Source organism: Rhizorhapis sp. SPR117 (assembly GCF_021742065.1).
Map to the genome: position 1 here is coordinate 1 of NZ_JAKKIE010000041.1, position 16,922 is coordinate 16,922.

20 protein-coding genes are annotated in these 16,922 nt (G+C 64.0%); 11 read left to right on the forward strand and 9 right to left on the reverse strand.

All coding sequences use genetic code 11. The features are described 5' to 3' along the window. The first annotated feature begins 116 nt into the window (after positions 1-116). Entirely contained in the window at positions 117-698 is a 582-nt protein-coding gene (locus tag L3X40_RS15090) for a class I SAM-dependent methyltransferase (protein WP_237366327.1), read from the forward strand. A gap of 77 nt (positions 699-775) precedes the next feature. Here L3X40_RS15090 and L3X40_RS15095 read toward each other — a convergent pair whose 3' ends face one another. Genes L3X40_RS15095 through L3X40_RS15105 form a run of 3 tightly spaced genes read right to left on the reverse strand, consistent with a single transcriptional unit; the run spans position 776 to position 1,945 of the window. Then, positions 776-1,396: a histidine phosphatase family protein gene (locus L3X40_RS15095; protein WP_237366328.1), complete on the reverse strand. Its 621-nt coding sequence runs from the start codon at positions 1,394-1,396 to the stop codon at positions 776-778. 14 nt (positions 1,397-1,410) lie between these two features. Then, positions 1,411-1,692 (reverse strand): type II toxin-antitoxin system YafQ family toxin, encoded by a 282-nt coding sequence (locus tag L3X40_RS15100; RefSeq protein WP_237366329.1) that lies wholly within the window; start codon positions 1,690-1,692, stop codon positions 1,411-1,413. Then, positions 1,679-1,945, reverse strand: a complete 267-nt coding sequence (locus L3X40_RS15105) for a type II toxin-antitoxin system RelB/DinJ family antitoxin (protein ID WP_237366330.1) — start codon at positions 1,943-1,945, stop codon at positions 1,679-1,681. The genes L3X40_RS15100 and L3X40_RS15105 overlap by 14 nt, the downstream gene beginning before the upstream one ends. Positions 1,946-2,407: 462 nt before the next feature. On the opposite strand from L3X40_RS15105, the gene L3X40_RS15110 reads away from it, so the two are divergent. The 4 genes from L3X40_RS15110 to L3X40_RS15125 all read left to right on the forward strand — a co-directional run bounded on the left by L3X40_RS15110 (position 2,408) and on the right by L3X40_RS15125 (position 4,584). Continuing rightward, positions 2,408-3,052: a SprT-like domain-containing protein gene (locus tag L3X40_RS15110; protein ID WP_237366331.1), complete on the forward strand. Its 645-nt coding sequence runs from the start codon at positions 2,408-2,410 to the stop codon at positions 3,050-3,052. A 79-nt stretch (positions 3,053-3,131) separates the two neighbouring features. Next, entirely contained in the window at positions 3,132-3,785 is a 654-nt protein-coding gene (parA, locus tag L3X40_RS15115) for a ParA family partition ATPase (RefSeq protein ID WP_237366332.1), read from the forward strand. Further along, positions 3,782-4,084 (forward strand): ribbon-helix-helix domain-containing protein, encoded by a 303-nt coding sequence (locus L3X40_RS15120; protein ID WP_237366333.1) that lies wholly within the window; start codon positions 3,782-3,784, stop codon positions 4,082-4,084. Before parA ends, L3X40_RS15120 begins: the two co-directional genes overlap by 4 nt. Positions 4,085-4,122: 38 nt before the next feature. After that, on the forward strand, positions 4,123-4,584 hold the full coding sequence (locus L3X40_RS15125) for an SAM-dependent methyltransferase (protein WP_237366334.1): 462 nt from the start codon (positions 4,123-4,125) through the stop codon (positions 4,582-4,584). 155 nt (positions 4,585-4,739) lie between these two features. On the opposite strand, the gene L3X40_RS15130 is transcribed toward L3X40_RS15125, so the two are convergent. Then, complete coding sequence (locus L3X40_RS15130) at positions 4,740-5,840, reverse strand: replication initiator protein A (protein ID WP_237366335.1); 1,101 nt, start codon at positions 5,838-5,840, stop codon at positions 4,740-4,742. Positions 5,841-6,728: 888 nt separating this feature from the next. Between L3X40_RS15130 and L3X40_RS15135 the strand changes: the two genes are divergently transcribed. Next, complete coding sequence (locus L3X40_RS15135) at positions 6,729-8,378, forward strand: IS1634 family transposase (protein ID WP_237366336.1); 1,650 nt, start codon at positions 6,729-6,731, stop codon at positions 8,376-8,378. A gap of 114 nt (positions 8,379-8,492) precedes the next feature. Here the strand turns inward: L3X40_RS15135 and L3X40_RS15140 are convergent, their stop codons facing one another. The 4 genes from L3X40_RS15140 to L3X40_RS15155 form a co-directional block, all read right to left on the reverse strand. After that, positions 8,493-8,813 (reverse strand): helix-turn-helix domain-containing protein, encoded by a 321-nt coding sequence (locus L3X40_RS15140; RefSeq protein WP_237366337.1) that lies wholly within the window; start codon positions 8,811-8,813, stop codon positions 8,493-8,495. A 12-nt stretch (positions 8,814-8,825) separates the two neighbouring features. Next, positions 8,826-9,068 carry a hypothetical protein gene (locus L3X40_RS15145; RefSeq protein ID WP_237366366.1) on the reverse strand — a complete coding sequence of 81 codons (243 nt, stop codon included), beginning with the start codon at positions 9,066-9,068 and terminating at the stop codon, positions 8,826-8,828. A gap of 165 nt (positions 9,069-9,233) precedes the next feature. Next, positions 9,234-9,461, reverse strand: coding sequence for a conjugal transfer protein TraD (locus L3X40_RS15150; protein WP_237366364.1), 228 nt, complete (start codon positions 9,459-9,461; stop codon positions 9,234-9,236). Positions 9,462-9,498: 37 nt separating this feature from the next. Further along, positions 9,499-9,804: a conjugal transfer protein TraD gene (locus L3X40_RS15155; RefSeq protein ID WP_237366338.1), complete on the reverse strand. Its 306-nt coding sequence runs from the start codon at positions 9,802-9,804 to the stop codon at positions 9,499-9,501. A gap of 197 nt (positions 9,805-10,001) precedes the next feature. On the opposite strand from L3X40_RS15155, the gene L3X40_RS15160 reads away from it, so the two are divergent. Genes L3X40_RS15160 through L3X40_RS15180 form a run of 5 tightly spaced genes read left to right on the forward strand, consistent with a single transcriptional unit; the run spans position 10,002 to position 15,028 of the window. Continuing rightward, positions 10,002-10,433 (forward strand): GNAT family N-acetyltransferase, encoded by a 432-nt coding sequence (locus tag L3X40_RS15160; RefSeq protein ID WP_237366339.1) that lies wholly within the window; start codon positions 10,002-10,004, stop codon positions 10,431-10,433. Between the two features lie 2 nt (positions 10,434-10,435). Beyond that, positions 10,436-13,564, forward strand: a complete 3,129-nt coding sequence (gene traA, locus L3X40_RS15165; RefSeq protein ID WP_237366340.1) for a Ti-type conjugative transfer relaxase TraA — start codon at positions 10,436-10,438, stop codon at positions 13,562-13,564. 6 nt (positions 13,565-13,570) lie between these two features. Next, a complete protein-coding gene (locus tag L3X40_RS15170) occupies positions 13,571-14,278 on the forward strand; it encodes a DUF6118 family protein (protein WP_237366341.1) in 708 nt (235 codons plus the stop codon). Position 14,279: 1 nt separating this feature from the next. Beyond that, positions 14,280-14,675, forward strand: coding sequence for a hypothetical protein (locus L3X40_RS15175; protein WP_237366342.1), 396 nt, complete (start codon positions 14,280-14,282; stop codon positions 14,673-14,675). A 50-nt stretch (positions 14,676-14,725) separates the two neighbouring features. Further along, positions 14,726-15,028, forward strand: a complete 303-nt coding sequence (locus L3X40_RS15180) for a WGR domain-containing protein (RefSeq protein WP_237366343.1) — start codon at positions 14,726-14,728, stop codon at positions 15,026-15,028. Between the two features lie 14 nt (positions 15,029-15,042). Here L3X40_RS15180 and L3X40_RS15185 read toward each other — a convergent pair whose 3' ends face one another. After that, entirely contained in the window at positions 15,043-16,509 is a 1,467-nt protein-coding gene (locus L3X40_RS15185; RefSeq protein ID WP_237366344.1) for a cobyric acid synthase, read from the reverse strand. Between the last annotated feature and the right edge of the window lie 413 nt (positions 16,510-16,922).

Below are 16,922 nucleotides of genomic sequence, written 5' to 3' on the forward strand. Positions count from 1 at the left end.
ATCGTCAACAACAACCAGCCCGTTCCCGACGTGTTCTCCAAGATGACCAAAATCGCAGCTTCGGGCCGACTGGGCCATCTACGCAAGCGATTTAACAGGTCCTGAGCCTAGCAACATTGCGATATTATACCGACGCCGCTCCCACTTATGTTGGCAGCGGTAGCGGCGGCCAAAACCGATATCTCGCTCACTTTATGAGCAAGGTTGCGCCTGGGTCACGAGTTCTCGATCTCGGCTGCGGCGGGGCGGTTGACGCCGCTGCGATGCTTGATTGCGGCCTCATGGTAGACGCCACAGAAGGCTCGCCGAGTTTGGCGGCGGTGGCCTCAAAGCGGCTTAGAGGCAAGGTTTCTATTATGCGTTTTGATGAACTTGATGCGGTGGAAATCTACGATGCCGTGTGGGCCAGTGCGAGCCTAATCCATGTCCCGCGTGTTGCGCTCTCACCCGTTTTGGCAAGGGTTTACGCTGCGCTGAAACCGGGGGGCATCCATTTCGCTACCTACAAATCTGGGGGCTCGGAAGGCCGCGATAGCGTGGGGCGATATTACAACTACCCCTCCGCTGACGAGCTTCGCACCTTCTATGCTCGATCAGCCGCGTGGGACATAGCTCTGATCGAAGACTATGTTGGTGGCGGCTTCGAGGCGGGCAAAGGTCCGTGGTTGGCAATCGAAGCTTACCGAAAAAGACAGTAAGCGGTAACGTCAGCTTTCGAGATCCAGCGCCGAAAACCAGACCATCAGAAATCCACCAAAGTTTGCCGTTTCCGCGATCACGCGGCGACGGCCGACGCACAGGCCCAACGATCCCCTATCCAGCGGATTTCAACCGGTTCCGCGTTGCTGATCGCCGGCGGTTCGCCCTTGCGCCAGAACCGGAGCATCTTGGCCCGATCGTCCAGATGGGCGTCGGCGACGATCGCGCGGGCGGCCTGGATGAACTGCCCATGCCCGAACACATAGACCAGCGATCCGGCAGGCATGGCGGCGAGGCGGGCCAGCGCCGCGTCGCAGCGACGGAGCAAGGCGCGGAAACTCTCCGCCCCTTCCCCGTCGCAATAATCTGGATCGGCCGCGCTCCAATAGCGTTCGAGGTGCGGCATCCGTTCGGCGCTGCGCGTGCCGTTCCAGCGCGCCGGTTGCAGATAGGTGAACTCTTCTATCGGCCACGTCTCCACCGGCACAGCGGGGAATCTGGCGATGGTAGGCGCGGCCGTTTGCCGGGTGCGGGTATAGGGCGAGGTGACGATGAGCGCGGGCGCTTCGGCCCAGCTCGCCGCGACCGCGCGCGCCTGTTCGTGGCCCCGCTCCGTCAGCTCGATCGTCGCCAGATCGTGGCACGGCACGCCGGCGTTGCCGGTGCTTTCGCCGTGGCGGATGAATATGACCCTCATGCGTTTCCCCTCCCTTACCCAAAAACTTCGCTATGGGAGCCGAGACGGGCGAGGCGCAGCGTGGAGTCGTCGGGCTTGGCGTAGATCAGCACCAGGTCCGGCTTGACGTGGCAATCACGGTAGCCCGCCCAATCGCCGCTCAGATCATGGTCGCGATACTTGGGATCGAGCGGCGTATCGGTCGCCAGCGCGACCAAGACGGGTTGAAGATCGGCGTCGAGGGTCGCCCGATGCCGGCCTTTCGATTCCCGCTTGTAGTCGCGCTTGAACCGGGTCGAACGGTCAATCGTCCGCATGGAGGTCCGCCATCAGCGCATCGACGCTGGCGAACTTAGCGCCCTTCCCCGCCGCCAGCTCCGCCATTGCCTCGCGCGTCGCGGCGTTCGGCACCTTGACCTCGAAAGGCAGACGCCGCTCATCAGCGATACGCAGCATCAGCAGCCGGATAGCGTCGGAGATCGAAAGCCCCATCGCGCCCAGCGCGGCGGTGGCGCGTTCCTTTGTCGCATTGTCGATCCTGGCGCGAACATAGGTGTCGGCGACGGCCATTGTGATTTCCTTTCAAAGTAACGTAGTCCCAATGTAGTCACAAACCAGCTTTTCGCAAGATGGCGCTCCCCTGCAATTTGGGTTTCGTTCACGGCGCGGAATCAATCCGGCTTTTCACGCCAAGCAATTTAGCGCCTGCCGCTGGCGCGACACCGTGGCTCTAGTCGCTTACGCTCCCCAAGCCCGCAAGCGGTCTTGGCCCAAGGTGACGATCCACATGGCGGGACGAGGTGCCGGCGTGCGCCGGCGTCGATCTTCGCTTGAGGGGGGAAAGGCGGTCCCGGCCGCCTCTCCCCCGCAACGACAATCAGACGGGCCGTGGCTCACTCGGCTGCGCCTCGCTGCGCCCGCACCACCCCGTCAGATTCTCGCTGCCCCCCTCTCTGCCGGCTGCTCCGCGCGAACTCGGGAGCGATGGCGAGAGGCCATCGCCCCAAGGGCGATTTGAAGGGAGTAGAGACGATGACCCATGACAACCGGGAAAGCTGGCTCAATGCGGTGGCGGATGGCATGGCCCCGCTGTTCGAGGCGCTGGACGCCCCTCTGCCCGATCGCGTGCGCGTGGCGATCGGCTTCACCAGCAGGGGAGCCAAGGGCAAGGCGATCGGCGAGTGCTGGGACAACCGGCTCAGCGCGGACGGGCATTTTGAAATCTTCATCCGCCCGGACCTGGCGCACGCGGCCGACGCCCTGCCGGCGCAGATCGCGGCGATCCTTGCGCATGAGCTGGTCCATGCCGCTGTCGGCATCCCGGCCGGACATGGGATGGCGTTTAAACGGGTTGCGCTGGGGCTTGGCCTTGTCGGGCCGATGCGCGCCACCACTCCCGGCGAGGCGTTCCTTGCGGCGGTCGCGCCGATCCTCGATGCCGGTGGCCCCCTCCCTCATGCCCGTCTCGACACAGGCGGGGAGTCGACCGCGCCCAAGAAGCAGAAAACCCGGATGCTCAAATGCGAGTGCGCGACGTGCGGCTATACCGTCAGGACTGCGCGCAAATGGCTGGAGCTGGCCGGAGCGCCGCTTTGCCCGATCGAGGATCATGGGGTCATGCAGCATGAGGCGCTGGACGATGACGAAGGCGAGGGGGACGAGGGCGAAGGAGGTTAAGCCCCCCCCTGCCCCTTTCATTCGGGCGCGGCTTGCGTTATGCCCACATGCAAACATGCGTTCATGTAAGGATATTCACATGCCAACAATCGCGATCATCAGCCAGAAGGGGGGCGCGGGCAAGACCACCCTTGCCCTGCATCTGGCCGCCGCCGCCGAGGATTCCGGTCATACCGCGCTGGTGATCGACCTCGATCCGCAAGCGACGGCGAGCCAATGGGCGGCATGGCGGCAGGATGCGCCCCCGGTCGTGATTGACAGCGCTCCCCCTCGCCTCGCCGCCAAGATCGAGCAGGCGACGGCGCAGGGCGCGGCGTTCATCGTGATCGACACCCCGCCCCATGCCGACAGCGCCGCCAGCGCCGCCGTCGAGGCGGCTGACCTGGTATTGATTCCGTGTCGGCCGAGCGCGTTCGACTTGGCCGCGATCAAGACCACCGCCAGCCTTGTGAAGATGCGCGGCAAGCCCGCGTTCGTGATCTTCACGGCGGGAAGCCCGACCGCGCCGCGCATGTATGACGAGGCGGCGCAGCTCGTGCAGGGCTATGGGCTGGATGCCTGCCCGCTTCATGTCGCGGATCGCGCCGCGTTCCGCCATGCGGCGACGGAGGGCAAAACCGTGATGGAGATCGAGCCGAACGGCAAGGCGGCCGACGAGGTGCGCCAGCTTTACAAGTGGGCATGTAGGCATGTAAACATGCCAGCATCTAGGAAACGAAGGGCCAGCGTATGAGCCGGAAGGGATCATTGCTTGCATTGCGGGATCGCGATCCCGCGCCGTCGCCAGCGACGGCCGAGCCGGAGGGGAGGGCGTCCGCGCCGATCGCCGGCGGCACCGGCACAGCGACCGGCAGCAGCCCGGTTGCGCCGAGCCGCCAGGGCAAGAAGGCGATGACGGGCTATTTCAGCCCGGATATGTCGTTCGCCATGCACATGACCGCCCGCAAGCACGGGATGAGCTTGCAGGACGCGATGGCCGAGGCGTTCAACGACTGGCTGCGCAAGATGGGGGAAAGCCCTGTAGGCAAGTAAGCATGTTCACATGCAAACATACGGAGACAAGCGGATCAATGACATACACGATCGAAGCTGTTGGGCATGTGCGTGGCGGTAGGGCCGATCCGATCGACGACGATTGGGGTCAGAGCCGTTCTACCATCGAGCTAGATCCGGCGGAGTTTGGCCCCGATGCGCTCGCCGGGTTGGAGGCGTTCAGCCATGCGGAAATCATCTTCCTCTTCGATAAGGTGACGCCGGAGAAGATTGAGAAGGGCGCTCGCCACCCACGCGACCGAGAGGATTGGCCGCTCACCGGCATTTTCGGCCAACGCGGCAAAAACCGGCCGAACCGGCTCGGTGTGACGGTATGCAGAATCCTGTCCCTTGAGGGCACTCGGCTCCATGTTGAGGGCCTAGATGCGATCGACGGCACGCCCGTGATCGACATAAAGCCGGTGATGCGCGAGTTTCTGCCTCGCGGAGAAATACGACAACCGGGATGGGTGGCGGAATTGATGGCCGCGTATTGGTGAGGGTGCAGACGGCAGAAAGCGCCTACGGTTGGCCGTCCAAGCGCCCCATTTGCCATTCCCGATTGCTGACATTCGCGAGCCTGCTCCCCCATCATGGAACAAGACGAGGCGTAATGTTTGCATGTGAACATGCCCGCTTGCCTGCATGGGGCGGGTCAGCGCATCGGCTTGCGTTCGTGCCGTTTCTTGCAAAAGCCGATGAAGGCCCCGCCAGGGCTTTTGAGCTCGGGCTTGCCCATGTCGTGCCACCAAGACACCCATTCGTTATAGAGCGCGTAAATATCGTATCCCGGCGCGGCGGTTTTGGCGTCGTGCATGGTTTCGGGGTCAATATAGGGCGCATCATTGGCGATACTGACAGGATCGGCCTTGGCCTTGAGGCCGGAGCGGTTGCGAAACAGAATGACGTCATCGTCCATTGTCACGGCATAGTCAGGGAAATGACCGTGGTCCGCGTCATGCTCGCAGACCTTCTTGACCAGCGCCCGGAACACCCGGAGCGAGCTGTTGGAGCCGCATTTCTTCTGGAGCAGCTCTAGCCCGATCTTCCATTCGTCCTTCACGCCGCAATGCTTGCGGGCCAGTTCATACATGCGCCGCTCGAATGGCTTGCGGAGCCGGAAATAATCCCGGTGGAGGGTCAGGACGTTCTTGCTGATGACCGAGCGGTAAACCCATTCCGACAGGGTGATTTCAAGATCGAGCATCCGGCCGTCGAACGTCTTGCGGGTGATCTTGGCTTCCTCGATCAAGCCGAAAATCCGCGTTTCCTCAATGCCGCCGGTTTGAATGTTGGTCCGCACGGTCGTTCCGCGCAGGCGGGTGAGGGCGTCGGCCATCAGCCGATAGCCTTCGCCGCTGGTCTGCCGGTTGGTGGCGACCAGCATGTCATAGGCTTGCAGGCGCAGGGTGCGGTTTGGGGATTCGCCCCGGTTCATTTTCGCGACGAGCTGCGAAATGCAGTAGATCAATATATCCTTGTCGTGGATCGTCGCCAGGCCCTTGCCCGAAGGGATAATCTCAAGGACGTTGCCGTTATGCTCGTAGCGCCGCATCCGGTTGTCGGGCTTGGTCGAGAGCGAAAAGACGGGATGCTCCATCGAGGCCATATCGTCCTTCGGGATCGCGTCCAGCACGTCGCAGATGAACAAGTCCTGGTTGGGGTGCCGCACCGGCAGCAGGGGCGTGCGACCGTCGCCGTCCACAACGCCGGCAGGCGCAACGTCAAACAAGGTAGGGGCAGGGTCTATCGTCATTTCACCGACGGCAGGACTACTATCGTCATTTCACATACGCAAGCGGATTATCGTCATTTCACCGACAGGGGGCCGCTATCGTCATTTCACATACGCTTGAGAGGGGCGAGCGTGGCCTGACGCTATCGTCATAGTGGAATCGCCTTTTCGTCACTCTGGAATCGCTTTTTCGTCATAGTGGATTCACCTGCGCGCCAAAATCTCCCGATTTCTTTAGCGTTTTCAAGCGGATACAAAATCGCTAGAATCCCGTAACACATCACTAAACCCATATTTTAACACTAGGCGAGGTTGTGGATAACTTTGGGCCGTCACGCCTTCAGCCAGGTCGAAAGGAAGAAAGCACCGCCTCTTGGGGCTTCGCCCCGCCGGCTCGCGCCCTACGGGCGCCCCGGATGGCTAAAGCCATCCTCCCACCCGGCATCCCCATGATGAGCCGGCTTCGCCGGCACACTTTTCTCGATTGGCACCCAGCTCCACCGCTCCGCCCAACCATCCAGCTCACCACCAAGCCCAACCGTCCAATTGGCTTTCCAAAAAAGCCATGCGGAGAGCACAGCGACCAACATGAGAGGGCAGGGGAGGCGGAAACGTCCCCCACAGGCGCGATTTCCGGCCCGCCCAGCCTCTTTCCAAGCGCCAGGCAAGGGTGGGAGAGGGTCGAACGTCCACGGCGCTCTACGGGCTTCCCGGGCTGTCGATTTCCCGACGCTAGATCCTCGCCCGACTTGAACAGCAGATTGGGAACGAATGCGGAACATGGTGCCGTAAGTGGTTGAATTTGCTAGGAGCGGATTTGCGGCGAAAAATGTTGTAGTGCTAAATAATGTGCTGTGAATGCTGTTTTGTCTTGACTTTTTGGTTATAGATGGCTGCTAATTCAGCGCCATGTTCGTCCGTGAAAAGACCATCAACGGCTACACCTACCTCTATCTGGTCGAGAGCGTGCGCGAGAATGGCCGCGCCAAGCAGCGCATCATCAAGAATCTCGGCCGCAAGGATGCGGTGCTGGCGTCGGGCGCTCTCGACCGGCTGGCGGCATCGGTCGGGCGGCATGCCGAACGCGCCATAGTGCTGGACGGGATCGCGAGCGGCGCGCCCGAGTTCGCACCGCGCCGGATCGGCGGGCCGTTGCTGTTCGGACGGCTGTGGGAGCGGACCGGCATCCGCGCGGTGCTTGACGAACTTCTGGAGTCACGCGGCTTCGAGTTTGCGGTCGAGCGTTGCGTGCTGGTGGCGACGTTGCACCGTCTGTTCGTGTCGGGATCGGATCGCGACTGCGTGACCTGGATGCGGGATTACGACATCCCCGGCAGCGCGGATCTGGCGCTCCATCACTTCTACCGCGCCATGGCCTGGCTGGGCGAGGAACTGCCCGACGACGAGCAGGCCGGGGCGACGCCGTTTGCCCCGCGCACGATCAAGGATGTCGTCGAGGAAAAGCTGTTCGATCGCCGGCGTGACCTGTTCACCGACCTGTCGCTGGTGTTCATGGATACGACCTCGCTCTCCTTCTATGGTGAGGGCGGCGAGACGCTGGGTGAGCGAGGCCACTCTAAGGATTACCGCCCCGACCTCAAGCAGATGATCGTGGCGTTGGTGATCGATGCCGAGGGGCGTCCGATCTGCACCGAGATGATGCCCGGCAACACCGCCGACGTCACCGTGCTCGTGCCCATCATCGATCGCCTACGCCACCGCTTCGGGATCGGCCGGGTCTGCATGGTCGCCGATCGCGGCATGATCTCACAGGCAACCATCACCGCGCTCGAGGAACGCAAGCTCGACTATATCCTCGGCGCGCGCGAGCGCAGCAGCGCGGTCGTGCGCGATGTCGTGCTGGGTGACGACACGCCGTTCACACCGCTCGCCATCGACCGTCAGCGTGGGCAAACCCAACTCTTCATCAAGGAGGTCAAGGTCGGCAAGCAGCGCTACATCGTCTGTCGCAATGAAGCCGAAGCCGCCAAGGACAAGAGCGAGCGTCAGGCGATCATCGCCGGTCTCCAGGCGCAACTGAAAAAGGGGGACAAGGCGCTGGTCGGCAACTCGGCCTATCGCCGCTATCTGCGCACCACGGGCAAAAAGGCGTTCGAGATCGATGCCGGCAAGCTCGCCGAGGAGGCGCGCTACGACGGCATCTTCGTGCTGCGCACCAACGCCCGGATCTCGCCGCTCCAGGCGGTGTTGCGCTACCGCGACCTGCTCCAGGTCGAGACCCTGTTCCGCGCCGCCAAGGCGACGCTCGACACGCGTCCGATTTATCACAGCTCCGACGCTGCCATCCGCGGTCATGTCTTCTGTTCGTTCCTGGCGCTGGTCCTGCAAAAGGAGCTTGCCGGCGACTGCGAGGCTGCCGGCGTCAAACCGGAATGGCAGCCGCTGCTGCGCGATCTTGACCGCATGCAGATCGCAACCCTGACCAAGGATGGCAAATCGATCACCGTCCGCACGCCCGTTACCGGCCAGGTCGGCAGTATCTTCAAGGCCGCGGGCATTGCCTTGCCGCCCAATGTCCAGGACGCCGTCGCCGCCTGAACCCCCGCGACCGCAAATCCCGAAATGTGGTGCTAACAAACGTCCGTGCGCCCGCAAAATATTGTTATCACATGATTATCTCAAAACTACTGTTCAAGTCGGGCATCGCGCCGTTTAAACGCTCTTAGGTGGATGGTGCGGGCTGTCCGCGCCTTCGGGAATGTCGGTCAACCTAATCTCGATCGCGAGGCCGGCGGCGCTGGCGAGATTGACCAGCGCGTCGAGCGAAAACTTGTTGAGCTTGCCGCGCAACAGATCATTGAGGCGCGGCCGGGTGACGCCGAGACGGGCGGCAGCGGCCCCCTGGGGCACGTCCCATGCCTTGACCCGCGCCCTGATCCCCGTGAACAGAGTGGAGCGCAGGCACAGGTTCGCGGCCTCGGTCGGCGTATCGGCAATGGCGTCCCAAACACAGGCGAACGTCTCGACTTCCATACGCCGCCTGTATCAGAACCGATACAGGCGGTCACGCCGGATCGAACCGGCCCGTGAACTCGCGATCGGCGAAATAGGCCAGCTCGGCGACGATCGGCCGTTGCCCCGCGAGGACAGGATCACGACGCTGAACAGGTGGCGCAGCAGTTTGAACGGACTCAACGCCAGCGCGCCGATCGCCCATACCGGATTGGCGCGCGCGATCCGAGCCAGATTGCGCAGCGCGCGGGCGAGCTGGCGGAACCACTCCATCATCAGGGTGCCTCTTGCCTATGTCATCAAATGCGGTGGAACAGCCATGAGACGGCGGGGACGAGCTAGCCGATCGCGCCGATAATCCATGTCTGTATCCGGACCTGCACTACCAGGCCCGCGTTGGCGTCCTTGATTTTCACCGGCGGTTCCTCCGTCGCGTGTTCGTCATTGGTCCGTCTGGCTGTCCTGTCCTGCCCCTTCCGCGTCGAAGGCGCGCTTGCCGCGCCGCTTCCACAGCATGAGCCTGTCGCGATCCTCGCGTGCCTTCGCCGCGAGTTCGAGCATCGCGCCGTAGAGGGTGGCGCGATCGTCGTCGGCGAGATCGACCAGGCCGGCTTTGTGGACGAGGCCGCCCAGCTCTATGAGGTGGCGGGTGCGATCGCGTCGGGCCACGACCCATTCCCTCGTATCGGTACGGCGCTGCGCAGCCTCAACGCGGCGTCTCGCCTGTGCCAGTCTCTTTGTCGCCTTGACCGTCATAGCGAGGGCGGAGCTTAGCCTTGCGCCCGCGTCCCTGAAAGAAAGCGGAGCCTTTCGCGCGCCACGCCTCCCTTTCGTCCGCGCTGGCGGATTCGACGGCGGCGAGTAGCACGCCGGCCAGCACGTCGAGATCGAGCGCATCGCCCCCGGTGGACGTGACTAGCTCGCCGAGCTGCTGGACCTTGCGAGCCTTCAATGCCTTGGCCTTGTCGCCGAGTGCTTTCAGTTCCGCGTCATAGTCCCGAACCTTGCGCATGATCCTCTCTCCTCGCGCCAACCATCACCGGATGATAGCATAGCTACGCGTTCGGGGAACAGCATCGGACAGGAAATGCGGCGAAGTCAATCATGCGAACGGCAGAGAGTGTGAGTGCGCGCTTATACGTCGTTGCCGACGTGCGCTAAGAAAGGCATAGTTCATTGGAAATAGCAGCCAATGGAGGACGCTCGCGCATGGCTCTCCGGATCGAAGCCACGGATAATCCATCATCCGCCGACATATCGAACCTATTGGATGGCCTGCGTGCCTTCAATCTGGAAGCCGGCGGAATCAGTGTCGAGTCGCTTGCGGTGTGGCTTCGCAATGAAGCCGGCGATATGATCGGCGGATTGACCGGCCGCACGGGTGCAGGCTGGCTTTTCATCGAGTTCTTTTGGTTGCCTGGAGAATTGCGGGGGTGCGGGTTTGGATCGGAGCTGATCCGGCGTGCCGAAGAAACGGCAATAGGGCGTGGCTGCGTCGGTGCATGGCTGGACACGTTCAGCTTTCAGGCACCCGGATTCTACGAGCGCCACGGCTACAAAAGTTTCGGCGTGATCGATGACTATCCGGTCGGCAGTCGTCGCTATTTTATGCAGAAGCGTTTCGATCGGCTGGCGGGGTAGGCGTGGCGATCTACCATTTCTCGGCCAAGGTCATCAGTCGCGCCAACGGATCGAGCGCCGTTGCGTCCGCTGCCTATCGTGCGGCGGAGCGGCTGCACGATGAGCGGCTAGGGCGTGACCATGATTTCTCGAACAAAGCCGGCGTCGTCCATTCGGAAATCATGCTGCCCGAAGGTGCGCCGGAGCGTTTAAACGACCGCACGACCTTGTGGAACGAGGTCGAGGCCGGGGAGATCAGGAAGGACGCGCAGCTTGTCCGCGAGGTGGAGTTCTCGATTCCGCGCGAAATGAATCAGGCTCAGGGCGTCCAGCTTGCCCGCGAATTTGTCGAAAAGCAGTTTGTCGAACGCGGCATGGTCGCGGACCTCAATGTGCATTGGGACATGGGCAAGGACGGGATGCCCAAGCCCCACGCGCATGTCATGCTGTCGATGCGCGAGGTGGACGGGGAGGGATTCGGAAAGAAGGTCCGCGACTGGAACCGAACGGAGCTGCTGGAAGGGTGGCGCGAGGCATGGGCGAACCATGTCAACGAGCGGCTTGCCGAGCTGGATATTGATGCCCGCATAGATCATCGCACCTTGGAGGCGCAGGGGATCGACCTTGAACCCCAACACAAGATCGGGCCAGCGGCATCGCGTATGCCCGAACAGGGGCTTGAGGCCGAGCGGGTCGAGGATCATGCGCGGATCGCGCGGGAGAATGGCGAGAAGATCATCGCCAATCCGGGAATCGCGCTCGACGGCATCACGCGCAGCCAAGCGACGTTCACCACGCGCGACCTGGCGATGTTCGTTCATCGGCATAGCGACGGCAAGGATCAGTTCGACCAGGCCATGAGCGCGGTCAAATCCTCGCCCGAATTGGTGGCGCTGGGAAAGGACGGGCGCGGCGAGGACCGCTTTACCTCGCGTGAAATGATCGACACCGAGCAGCGGCTTGAACGGGCCGCCGATCGGCTTGGCGCAAGGGAGGGGCATGGTCTCCCGGCAGCGTCGTTATCGCGGGAGCTGGACGCCGCCGGGAGTGGGGGCCTGGTGCTGGGGGGTGAGCAGCAGGCCGCCTTGGAGCATATAGCAGGCACGAGCGATCTTTCCATAATCGTCGGCTATGCCGGCACCGGCAAGTCGGCGATGCTGGGGGTGGCGCGCGAGGCGTGGGAGCATCAGGGCTATCAGGTGCGCGGCGCGGCCCTGTCGGGGATCGCAGCCGAGAATCTGGAAGGCGGGTCCGGCATCGCGTCGCGGACGATCGCCAGCCTTGAATATCAGTGGGACCAGGGCCGCGAGCTGCTGACCAATCGCGACGTGCTGGTGATAGACGAGGCGGGCATGATCGGCACGCGCCAGATGGAGCGCGTGCTGTCGGCGGCCCAGCAGGCGGGCGCGAAGGTCGTTCTTGTCGGCGACCCGGAGCAGTTGCAGGCGATCGAGGCCGGCGCGGCGTTTCGTAGCCTCGCGGAGCGGCACGGCGCGGCCGAGATCACCACCATACGCCGGCAGCATGAGGACTGGCAGCGCGACGCCACGAAGGCGCTGGCGACGGGCCGCACTGGCGAGGCGGTCCATGCCTATGAGCGGCATGGCATGGTCGAAGCGGCCGAGACGCGCGAACAGGCGCGCAGCGACCTTGTGGACCGCTGGGACGCGCAGCGCCTCGCTGCGCCGGAGCAAACCCGGATCATCCTCACCCATACCAATGCGGAGGTGCGCGATTTGAACCTGGCCGCGCGCGATCGGCTGCGCGACGCCGGCGAGTTGGGAGAGGACGTGCGGGTGTCGGCCGAGCGGGGCGCGCGTGAGTTCGCCAGCGGCGACCGCATCATGTTCCTCAAAAACGAGCGCGGCCTTGGCGTGAAGAACGGCACGCTGGGGCAGGTCGAGCAGGTATCGCCGGAGCGCATGGCGGTGCGGCTTGATGACGGGCGGTCGGTCGCGTTCGACCTGAAAGACTATGCGCATGTCGATCACGGCTATGCGGCGACCATCCATAAATCGCAGGGGGTGACGGTCGATCGCGCGCACGTCCTCGCCACCCCCGGCATGGACCGCCATTCGGCCTATGTGGCGTTGTCGCGGCACCGCGACGGAGTGCAGCTCCATTACGGCCGCGACGATTTCGCCGACCAGCGCCAGCTTGTCCGCACCTTGTCGCGCGAGCGGGCGAAGGATATGGCGTCGGACTATCCCATGTATCGGGACCGCGACGCGGAGGTTCGTGCTTTCGCCGATCGGCGGGGCTTGTCGGGCGAGATCCGCTTGCCGGAACCGGCGCGAGATCCTCGCATCGAGATCCTCGCGCCCCGCGCTGGATCTTCGCGCCAGATGGGCGAAGATTCCCGGTCGATCGACCGCGGCGCTGGCGAGGCGAAGGCCGCGGCGGAGCGGCAACCGCGGCGAGGCATATTCGATGGCTTCCGGCCCGCCCCGCAGCGGCCCGCGCCGGAGCCGACGCCGGCACGCGAGCGCGAGAAGGCGGCCCCCAAACGTGGCATGTTCGATGGCTTGAAGCTGTCGGCCGAGCCGGCCAAGGGCGCGGAGCGTGCGCCGGCGCTGGCCGATCGCGGCCACGATCGGACGTTCGCGCGGGCGGTTGAGCGGGCATCGCGTTCGGCCGAGGCGGTGTTGCAGGCGCGCGCGTCGGGCGCGCCGATCCTAGAACATCAGAAAGTCGCGCTCGAGCGCTCGAGCCAAGCGCTCGAGCAGATCAGGCCGGGAGCCTCGCGCGACCTCGCATCGGCGATGCAGCGCGACCCCGCCCTGTTGCGCGAGGCGGCGGCGGGACGCAGCGGGCCGATGCTCGATGCCATGCGCGAGGAGGCGCGCGTGCGGGCCGATCCGAACTTGCGCGCCGATCGGTTCGTGGAACGCTGGCAGGGACTCCAACAGGAGCGGGACCGCCTCTATCGCGCCGGCGACATGACGGGCCGCGAGAAGGCCGGCAAGGAAATGGCGGGCATGGCGAAAAGTCTTGAGCGCGATCCCCAGGTGGAATCGGTTCTGCGTAATCGCTCGCGCGAGCTGGGGCTTGAGATCGGCATGGGCCGGGGACGCGGCATGGACAGTGGCGATCTTGGCCGGGAGCTGGTGCGGGATTTGGGGGTAGGCATGGGGCGCGGCATGAGCCGGTAGGAGAGGATGATGGACGAGGATGAATATCGCGACGAGGCCGGCGACGATCCGCAAGCGGCGTTCGAGCAGTTGCGGGGCGAGGTGTCGCTATTGCGCCATGCTATCGAGGGGCTGACGAGCGCGCGAGAGTCGATCGACATTCCCGATTACGAGCCGACGCTGGAGCGCACCGAGAAGATATTGGTGGCGATGGTCCACCAGATCGACGGCTTGAGCAAAAGGCCCGCGATGACGCTTACGCCTGAAAATATGGGACAGCGTTTAAACGCCTCCGTCGCCGATGCGACTGGCGAGCTTCGCGGTCTGATCCACACCACTCGCAGCGACATGAGCAGCGCGATCCGCGATTTACAGGGCATGGCCCGGTCTTGGCGCGCGCGCGACGTGCAGGACCGCTGGCTCTATGGCGTCGGCTTTGGCGGCATGATCGCCGGCTTGCTGATCTACGCGGTGCTGGGCGGTCCGATCATCCGCGCGACCCCGGATAGCTGGGGATGGCCCGAGGCGGCGGCGACACGGGTGCTGGACGCGGCGTCGCCGTGGGACGCGGGACAGCGGTTGATGCGCAGCGCCGCGCCGGCGAGCTGGGACGGGATCGTCGCCGGCAACAAGATCGTCACCGCTAACAGGGATACGCTCGAAGCGTGTCAGAAGCTGGCCAAGGCGAAGAAGCCGGTGCGCTGCACGATCGAGGTGAAGGCGGTGGGGGAATAAAATGGACGGCTCACCCGTGCTGGATCGCGACGCTCTGCTAGCCTTGCTCGACCGAATGCTGCGCGCCGAAGCGCGGGCGGATGCCCCGCCCCAGGCCGAACGGGACGACTGGATGTTCGGCAGTATCGATTCCACCGAGTTCACCGAGCCCGATGAGCATGGCTGGATGGCGATCGCGCCCTCCTCCCTGCCCAGGATGTGGATACCGCGCGCGCTGTGTTTCTGGCGCGTGGTGGTGTCGACTGGCGGCACCATTACCTTGGAGCAAATGGCGCATCCTGCGCATTCGCTGGCGCGCTGGCCGGCGATCGAGCAGGCTATGAGGGCATATCTGGCGATGTCCGACCCCGATCTCACGCTGACTGATTCAGTGGTTGAATCATCGACGCTCCATTGATTCAGATAAGTCGTCGGACTTCGAGGGGCTGATTTTGTAGGCTCCGTGCCATGTTCGGCGCGAACTCTTCTCTGCCCGATCCGATCGAGCTGGTGGCACTCGACCTGGTGCGCAACGTCCGCCGCCGCTACAGGATCGCCGCGAGCTTCGACCTGTTCGGCATGATCGTCGTCGAAACCCGTTGGGGCCGGATCGGGGCGGACGGCCAGGCCCAGCGCCACGCCTTCACCGATCGCGCGGCGGCCGAGCGCCATATCGCCGCGATGATGCGCCGGCGCGGGACCGCCGAAACGCGGATCGGGGTGCCTTATAGGCCTATGGCAGTTGCCGGCGATCGGACGGAGAGCGTTTAAACGAAGCCATACTGCTATTGGCCTCGGTCTGCTTTGGCCGAAAGGGCGAGGATCGCATTAATATCGATATGCTGTTCGAGTTCAGCGGCAAGGCCATCGAGCGCGGCATCGACCGAGGCGTGATAATCGACGCCCGCGCCATTGCCGCCGAGCCGCGCGATCCATGCTGCCCGTTGCCCGGCACCGGCCAGCAGCCCATGAAGATAGGTGCCCGAGACCATGCCGTCTGCGCTTACCGCGCCATCGCTGCGGCCGTCGTCGAGCTGCACGAGCGGGCGCGCCGTATCGGGGCCGAACGTCATGCCGATATGCATCTCATAGCCTGCGCAGCGTGCCCCCAGCGCCTCGCCCGAGACCCGCCGCAACGTCTTGTCGCCAGCGAGCACGGTTTCAACATCGAGCAGCCCAAGGCCCGCCACGTCGGCCTGCTCCCCCTCAATACCCTCCGGGTCCGCGATACGCCTGCCGAGCATCTGATAGCCGCCGCACAGGCCCAGCACTGCGCCGCCGCGACGGTGGTGCGCGAGGATATCGATGTCCCATCCTTCGCGCCGGATCGCGGCGAGGTCCGCGATCGTCGCCTTGGAACCGGGCAGCACGATCAAAGCAGCCTCGGCCGGGATCGGCTGACCCGGTGGAATCATTGCCAGTTCCATGCCCGGTTCGAGCTTGAGCGGATCGAGATCGTCGAAATTGGAGATGCGCGGTATGATGGGGCAGGCGACCAGCAATCGCCCTGAGGCGAGCGCTTGCCGCTTTTCGAGCACGACCGCATCTTCGCTCGGCAGCCGCGCGCACTCGGCGAGCCACGGCACCACCCCGAAGCCGGGCCAGCCCGAAAGACGCTCGATATCGCGATAGCCGTCCTCGAACAGCGCGGGATCACCGCGAAACTTGTTTATGAGGAATCCTTGGATCATCGCCGCGTCTTCAGGATCGATCACCGCGCGCGTGCCGACGATCGCCGCGATCACGCCTCCCCGATCAATGTCGCCGACGAGCACGACCGGCACGGCCGCCGCACGGGCGAAACCCATATTGGCGATGTCGCCGGCGCGTAGGTTGGTCTCGGCAGGCGATCCGGCACCTTCGACCACAACGATATCGCATTGCGCGCGCAGCCGCCGATAACTCGCCAGCACATCGTCGAGCAGAGTGGCGCGCACTTCGCGGAAATTGCCCGTAGCGAGCGTCCCCCGCACCTTGCCGTGGACGACGAGTTGAGAGGTCCGATCCGCCTGCGGCTTGAGCAGCACGGGGTTCATGTCCACGGTCGGCTCGACACGGCACGCGGCCGCCTGGGTAGCCTGCGCGCGACCGATCTCGCCGCCATCGGCTGTCACCGCCGCGTTGTTGGACATATTTTGCGGCTTGAAGGGCCGGACCGTGAGCCCGCGATTGGCGATGGCGCGGCAAAGGCCCGCGACGAGCACTGACTTGCCGACATCGGAGCCCGTGCCCTGAAGCATCACGGCACCCATTTAGGTCTTTTCTGGTGAGTCAGGGTCAAAACAGGCCCGTAAGAAGCAACGCTGCGGGGCGCCCGCCACTTCGCCGTCATGCGTCGCCGCTTCCACTGAGCAAGGCTGGCCGACTCCTGACCGGCAGGGTACACGTGTCGGAAGCGGATAGTTGTCCTCCGTTCCAGTTGGGGACGCATGGAGGCAGTGCGCCAGTATCCGCCCCAACCGGCTTTTTGATCCGTCGCATTGAAGCAGATTGTTGTTTCGCACAGTCCGACGATCGAGCGCGATCCAATTGCCGTACTGCCAAGGGCCATCGGCAATCCACGTGGCCGAACGCAATTAATCGGCAGGAGATGCGCCGCAGCTTCCCCTGATCACGTCAGCAACATCAGGCGTCACTTGTCCGTCAGCCGTAGGCCGCCACTCGT

Bases quoted from the DNA above. Each gene is read 5' to 3' on its own strand.
- L3X40_RS15140 (WP_237366337.1), bottom strand. From the start codon at position 8,813: ATGGAAGTCGAGACGTTCGCCTGTGTTTGGGACGCCATTGCCGATACG.
- L3X40_RS15155 (WP_237366338.1), bottom strand. From the start codon at position 9,804: ATGCGCAAGGTTCGGGACTATGACGCGGAACTGAAAGCACTCGGCGAC.
- L3X40_RS15130 (WP_237366335.1), bottom strand. From the start codon at position 5,840: ATGACGATAGACCCTGCCCCTACCTTGTTTGACGTTGCGCCTGCCGGC.
- L3X40_RS15160 (WP_237366339.1), top strand. From the start codon at position 10,002: ATGGCTCTCCGGATCGAAGCCACGGATAATCCATCATCCGCCGACATA.
- L3X40_RS15175 (WP_237366342.1), top strand. From the start codon at position 14,280: ATGGACGGCTCACCCGTGCTGGATCGCGACGCTCTGCTAGCCTTGCTC.
- L3X40_RS15105 (WP_237366330.1), bottom strand. From the start codon at position 1,945: ATGGCCGTCGCCGACACCTATGTTCGCGCCAGGATCGACAATGCGACA.
- parA (WP_237366332.1), top strand. From the start codon at position 3,132: ATGCCAACAATCGCGATCATCAGCCAGAAGGGGGGCGCGGGCAAGACC.
- L3X40_RS15110 (WP_237366331.1), top strand. From the start codon at position 2,408: ATGACCCATGACAACCGGGAAAGCTGGCTCAATGCGGTGGCGGATGGC.
- L3X40_RS15135 (WP_237366336.1), top strand. From the start codon at position 6,729: ATGTTCGTCCGTGAAAAGACCATCAACGGCTACACCTACCTCTATCTG.
- L3X40_RS15095 (WP_237366328.1), bottom strand. From the start codon at position 1,396: ATGAGGGTCATATTCATCCGCCACGGCGAAAGCACCGGCAACGCCGGC.
- L3X40_RS15100 (WP_237366329.1), bottom strand. From the start codon at position 1,692: ATGCGGACGATTGACCGTTCGACCCGGTTCAAGCGCGACTACAAGCGG.
- L3X40_RS15120 (WP_237366333.1), top strand. From the start codon at position 3,782: ATGAGCCGGAAGGGATCATTGCTTGCATTGCGGGATCGCGATCCCGCG.
- L3X40_RS15145 (WP_237366366.1), bottom strand. From the start codon at position 9,068: ATGATGGAGTGGTTCCGCCAGCTCGCCCGCGCGCTGCGCAATCTGGCT.
- L3X40_RS15125 (WP_237366334.1), top strand. From the start codon at position 4,123: ATGACATACACGATCGAAGCTGTTGGGCATGTGCGTGGCGGTAGGGCC.
- L3X40_RS15180 (WP_237366343.1), top strand. From the start codon at position 14,726: ATGTTCGGCGCGAACTCTTCTCTGCCCGATCCGATCGAGCTGGTGGCA.
- L3X40_RS15170 (WP_237366341.1), top strand. From the start codon at position 13,571: ATGATGGACGAGGATGAATATCGCGACGAGGCCGGCGACGATCCGCAA.
- L3X40_RS15185 (WP_237366344.1), bottom strand. From the start codon at position 16,509: ATGGGTGCCGTGATGCTTCAGGGCACGGGCTCCGATGTCGGCAAGTCA.